This window comes from Intestinibacter sp., assembly GCF_034113885.1.
In the GTDB taxonomy this organism is placed as follows: domain Bacteria; phylum Bacillota; class Clostridia; order Peptostreptococcales; family Peptostreptococcaceae; genus Intestinibacter.
In genome coordinates, this window is record NZ_JAXEWM010000119.1 from 22776 (window position 1) to 28954 (window position 6179).

Annotated in this window: 4 protein-coding genes; 3 read left to right on the forward strand and 1 reads right to left on the reverse strand. The window is 31.5% G+C overall.

Going from position 1 to position 6179, the window contains the following annotated elements:
- Positions 1–411, reverse strand: coding sequence for a putative ABC transporter permease (locus SPD90_RS15295; protein WP_320626366.1), 411 nt, complete (start codon positions 409–411; stop codon positions 1–3).
- A 639-nt stretch (positions 412–1050) separates the two neighbouring features.
- On the opposite strand from SPD90_RS15295, the gene nuoE reads away from it, so the two are divergent.
- The 3 genes from nuoE to SPD90_RS07315 all read left to right on the forward strand — a co-directional run.
- The gene (gene nuoE / locus SPD90_RS07305; RefSeq protein WP_320626367.1) at positions 1051–1581 is read left to right on the forward strand and encodes an NADH-quinone oxidoreductase subunit NuoE; all 531 of its coding nucleotides are present in this window, start codon (positions 1051–1053) and stop codon (positions 1579–1581) included.
- A gap of 31 nt (positions 1582–1612) precedes the next feature.
- A complete protein-coding gene (locus SPD90_RS07310) occupies positions 1613–3373 on the forward strand; it encodes an NADH-quinone oxidoreductase subunit NuoF (protein WP_320924785.1) in 1761 nt (586 codons plus the stop codon).
- A gap of 15 nt (positions 3374–3388) precedes the next feature.
- A partial coding sequence (locus tag SPD90_RS07315; protein ID WP_320924786.1) for an FAD-dependent oxidoreductase occupies positions 3389–6179 on the forward strand: 2791 nt, incomplete at its 3' end.

Sequence of the window (6179 nt, forward strand, 5' to 3'; positions counted from 1 at the left end):
TTAATTTATAAAAAATGATTTAATAAATTTTCCTATATAAATAGCTGGAAGGCTTAGAAAAAACCATGTTATAGATGCCTTTAAACAAATTTGACCTAGCAGATTAAATTTATTTAAAGAATAGTCCCATACATTGAGGTTTAAAAATATATTAATTATTATACCGCTGATTAATTCTACAGAGGTGATCAGTATACAAGCTATTAGCATCTGTAGAAATATAGAGATCTTAAATGGAATAAATTCACCTATAGAAGAAATTAGAATAAAGCAAATTCCTCCAACAATAAACATAGATATATGGGAATACCCTCTATAGCCTATTTCTATTAATACGTATAAAATTCCACCTAATAAAAATAAAGTAAAATATTCTCGAAAAGTATTTAAACTTAGCAAGTCATACACCACCTAATTTAAATTCTAAATATAAAATAAAAACTATTTATAATATATATTTTTATCATGGTGGTGAATTTATATTCTTAGAAAAATTTTCAAGAAAAATATTTATTACGGTTATAAATATAATTTATTTTACAAATATATCTAAAAATGTTATAACTAATATAGTTGTTAAAATAATAACTATTATTCAATACGGTAAAAAAATATTAAATTTAAGTTTTATTTATATTGAAAAAGAAGATTTAATTTTTAAAAAAAATAAAAAAAAAATAAAATAAAAAAGAAATATATATTAATATAATATAATCATAAATTTCTTGACATATGTTGAAATGGAATAATATAATTAACCTATAAACATGGTAAAATGTGCTAAAAATGTACCATGTAAAATATAAAATTTATTTTGCCAACAAATATATTACTTTAAAATGTGTATAATTTAACAATATAGTATGTCATAATAAGCATTTTAAGGGGAAATTCAAGATTTTTATGTTATTTTATTGTTATTGTTTATTAATTTAAAATATCAACTCTGCAAATCAATAAATAAGTAAGCTTGATGATAATATTTTTATGGGTGAATGTCTACAACGTATGTTGTAAAAATTTAATAATAAGAAATGGAGTGAAATTAGAATGTCAACTTGTAATTGCAAGAACAATCAGAATGAGAATCTAAAAGAATTAGATGAAATCTTAGAAACTTACGGAAAAAAGCCAGGATATCTGATAACAATTTTACAAAAGGCACAAGATGCATATGGTTATCTATCAATTGACGTCATGAACAGAATATCAGAGTTCACAGGAATAAAAGTAGCTAAGATATATGGAGTTGCAACATTTTATGCTCAATTTAGATTACAACCTATAGGAAAATATTTAATAATGCTTTGCCAAGGAACTGCTTGTCACGTTAATGGTTCAGAAATGATAGCACAAGTAGTAAGCGAACAATTAAATATAAAAGATGGCGAAACTACAGAAGACGGTTTATTCACATTAAATCAAGTTTCATGTTTAGGATGTTGCTCACTTGCTCCTGTTATGATGATTAAAACTGAAGATGGCGATGAAACATATGGTAATTTAACAAAAGATTCAGTAATCGAAATTATAAATCAAATTAAAGAAAAAGAAAAAAAGGCTGATGGGGAAACAGCTTAAGTAACTTAATAAATCAAAAGGAGAAGTATCAATGAAGATAGTAGTAGGTCAAGGTAGCTGCGGTATCGCAACTGGTGCCAAAAAAGTAGCTAATGAGTTTGAAGAAATATTAAGTAAAAAGAATTTAGATATAAAAGTAGGTATCACAGGATGTATAGGTTTATGTTTCTTAGAGCCTATTGTAGATGTATATGAAGACGGGAAAGAAGAACCTGTAAGATATGTAAAAGTTCAACCAGAAGATGTTGCTGAAATAGTAGAAAGCCACATCGAAAATGGAAAACCAGTAGAAGCTAAAGTGATTTCTGAAGACGATAAAAAATTATTGGAAAAACAACAAAGAGTTGTACTTAGAAATTGCGGTTCTATAGATCCAGAAAATATAGATGAATACTTAGCAAAAGATGGATATAAAGCGACTGAAAAGGTTTTAACTACTATGACTAGTGATGAAGTAATAAACGTGATAAAAGTATCTGGACTTCGTGGTCGTGGTGGTGCAGGTTTCCCTACTTGGTTTAAATGGAATGCAGCAAAACAAAATAAAGCAGACCAAAAATACATAGTATGTAATGCAGATGAAGGTGACCCAGGTGCATTCATGGATAGAGCTGTACTTGAAGGTGACCCACATGAATTACTTGAAGGTATGATAATCGGTGGATATGCAATGGAAGCAACAGAAGGTGTAATCTACGTTCGTGCTGAATATCCACTTGCAATAAAGAGACTTGAAATAGCTATAGCTCAAGCAAAAGAAAGAGGCTATTTAGGAAAGAATATATTTGGTACTGGATTTGATTTTGATATAAGAATCAAAGAAGGTGCGGGAGCTTTCGTATGTGGTGAAGAAACAGCTCTTATAGCTTCACTAGAAGGTGAAAGAGGTATGCCAAGACTTAAACCACCATTCCCTGCAGCTAAAGGATATTGGCAAAAACCAACTAATATAAACAACGTTGAAACTTATTCTAATGTAACTTGGATTATATTAAATGGAGGAGAAGCGTTTGCATCATTAGGAAAACCAGAAAGTCAAAGTAAAGGTACAAAAGTATTTGCACTTGCTGGAAAAATTAAAAAAGGTGGACTTATAGAAGTTCCTATGGGATTACCATTAAAAGAAGTAATCTACGGTATCGGTGGAGGAATCAAAGAAGATAAAGAATTCAAAGCAGTTCAAATGGGTGGACCATCAGGTGGATGTATACCTGCTCACCTTATAGATACACCAGTAGATTATGAAAACATAAATAAAACAGGAGCTATAGTTGGTTCTGGTGGTATGATAGTTATGGATGAAACTACTTGTATGGTTGACATGGCTAGATACTTCTTAGACTTTACTAGAAAAGAATCTTGTGGTAAATGTAACTACTGTAGAATAGGTACTAAGAGAATGCTTGAAATCTTAGAAAGAATTACACAAGGTAAAGGTAAAGACGGAGATATAGAATTACTAGAAGAATTAGCTCATAAGGTAAAAGAAGGGGCTATGTGTGGTCTAGGACAAACTGCTCCAAACCCAGTTATCACAACTCTTAAATACTTTAGAAATGAATATGAAGATCATATCTATAATAAGAAATGTACAGCTAAAGCATGTAAGGCATTAATAAGCTATGAAATCAAAGAAGATGCATGTAAGGGCTGTGGAGCTTGTGCTAAGAAATGTCCAGTTAGCGCTATAAGCGGTAACAAGAAAGAAGCTCACGTTATAGATAAGAATGTTTGTATTAAATGTGGTAAATGTATGGAAACTTGTAAATTTGATGCAATTGAAAAAAATTAGGAAGGTTAAAATAAGATGAAGAAAATAAGATTAAATATAGATGACAAAGAAGTTTTAGGTCTTCCAGGGCAAACTATTTTGGAAGTCGCAAAAGAAAATGATATATTTATCCCAACTCTTTGCTACGATGAAAGAGCAGAAATATATGGTGCTTGTGGAATATGTGTAGTAGAAGTAGAAGGAAGTCCAAAATTATTTAAAGCATGTGCAACTGAAATATCACCAAATATGGTAGTAAAAACTAATACAAAGAGAGTTAAAGAATCAAGAAAAACTAACTTAGAATTATTATTATCAAACCATAATGGAGATTGTAAAGCACCATGTGTTCTAGGATGTCCAGCACACACTGATTGTCAAGGATATGTAGGACTTATAGCAAACGGACTTTATGACGAAGCAATTAGATTAGTTAAGGATAAAATTCCTCTACCAGCATCAGTAGGTAGAGTATGTCCTCACCCATGTGAAACTAATTGTAGAAGAGGTTTAGTAGAAGAACCTATAGCAATACAAGAATTAAAGAGATTCGTTGGAGATAGAGACTTAGCAACTGGTAATCCTTATATACCAGAAGTAGGAGCTCCAACTGGTAAGAAAGTAGCTATAATAGGTGGTGGACCTGCAGGTTTATCAGCAGCTTACTTCTTAGCTCAAAAAGGTCATGACATAACTATAATCGATGCAATGCCTAAATTAGGTGGTATGCTTCGTTATGGTATACCTGAATACAGATTACCAAAAACAGTTTTACAACAAGAAATTGATTTAATAGCTGAAATGGGAGTTAAAATGATACCAAATACAAAAGTTGGTGTAGATATATCTTTTGACTCTGTAAAAAATAGCTATGATGCAGTACTTGTAACAATAGGTGCTTGGTCATCAATAGGAATAAACTGCGAAGGATCTGATCTTCCAGGAGTTGTTGGTGGTATAGATTTCCTTGAAGAAGTAGCTAAAGGTGCTCCAGTAAACTTAGGTGAAAAAGTAGCCATAGTTGGTGGTGGTAACGTTGCAATGGATGCATGTAGAACTGCTGTAAGAATGGGTGCTAAACAAGTTTACAATATATACAGAAGAACAATAAAAGAAATGCCTGCTGATGAACTTGAAATAGAAGAAGCTCAAGAAGAAGGCGTAGTATTTGAAAACTTAACTAACCCAATAAAAGTAATAGCTGGTGAAGATGGAAGAGTTAGTAAAGTAGAACTTCAAATTATGGAATTAGGTGAACCAGATGAAAAAGGTAGAAGAAGACCAGTTCCAGTAGAAGGAAAAACTAAGACTTTAGATATAGATACATTAATAATCGCTATAGGACAACAAGTAGATGGTAGTGTATTTGATGGAATCGAAAAAACTAGAAAGAACTCATTAGTATACGATCCAAAAACTTACATGACAGCAACTAACGGTGTATTCGCTTGTGGTGACTGTGGTAATGATAAGATATCTATAGCTGTTGAATCAATAGCAGATGCTAAGAAGGCTGCAGAATCAATAGATGCTTTCTTACATGGAAAAGAAATAGATTACAGAAAACCTTATGTACATGAAAGAGAAGATTTAACTGAAGAATCTTTCGAAGATAGAGAAAAAATCTACAGACCTAAAGTAAAAGAATATGGTCCAGAAGAAAGAAAAGATAACTTCCTTGAAGTAAATCATGGATATACAGAAGAACAAGCTTTAGCAGATGCTCAAAGATGTTTAGCTTGTGGATGTCAAAAATATCATGAATGTAAATTATTAGATTACTCTCGTCTTTACGATGTAGAACCAGAAAGATTCGAAGGCGAAAAAGTAATTTTACCAATAGAAGATAGCCATCCATACATATTAAGAGATATGAACAAATGTATCTTATGTGGATTATGTGTAAGAACTTGTGATGAAATAATGGGTGTTGGTGCATTAGGTCTTGTAACAAGAGGATTTGATACAGTAGTTAAACCTGCTTTAAAACAACCATTAGAAGAAACTAATTGTATATCTTGTGGACAATGTGTATCAGTTTGTCCAACAGGTGCATTACAAGAAAAAACTCACGCAAAGAAAACTGTACCTCTTGCAAAAGAACAAACTCCAACTACTTGTTCATTCTGTTCAGTTGGATGTTCATTAGAATTAAGTACACATGGAAGACTTATCATAAAAGCAGATCCAAGCGTAGATGGACCTGTAAATGAAGGTTTAGTATGTGGTAGAGGTAAATGGGGATTCGATGCTGGATTAATCGACGATAGACTTGCAAAACCATCTATAAAAATAAATGGTGAATTAGTAGAAGCTACTTATCATGATGCATTCACTATGGTAGCTAAAAAAGCAGAAGTTATAGCAAGTAAATACGGTAAAGATGCAGTAGCTGTATCTATATCTGATAGATATACTAATGAAGAAGCTTATGCAATCAAGAAATTAGCTGATAAATTAGGTGCTAAAACTTTATGCTTCGACAATAGAGAAAGTGGATTAAATAAAGTATTAGGCGTAAATGCATCTCCAAATGGTATGCAAGAATTATTAGCAACTGATGTTGTATTAGCTGTTGGATTTAAAGCAGAAAACAATCCAGTGCTTAACATAAAATTAAAGAAAGCTGCTAAGAATGGCGTTAAAATAATATTTGTAAATCCAAGCGAATATCCAATAGGAAACTATGGATTTGATGCAGAAGTTGTATATACAAACAACGATATAGCTGCTGTAAAAGAAATAGCAAAAGCTTTAATAGATATGGGTAAAGCTTCTGATTTAGAAGGATTTGACCAATTCAAAGCATCACTTGAAGATGTAGTTG

Coding starts and splice junctions, on each gene's coding strand:
- nuoE (WP_320626367.1), top strand. CDS start 1,051: ATGTCAACTTGTAATTGCAAGAACAATCAGAATGAGAATCTAAAAGAA.
- SPD90_RS07310 (WP_320924785.1), top strand. CDS start 1,613: ATGAAGATAGTAGTAGGTCAAGGTAGCTGCGGTATCGCAACTGGTGCC.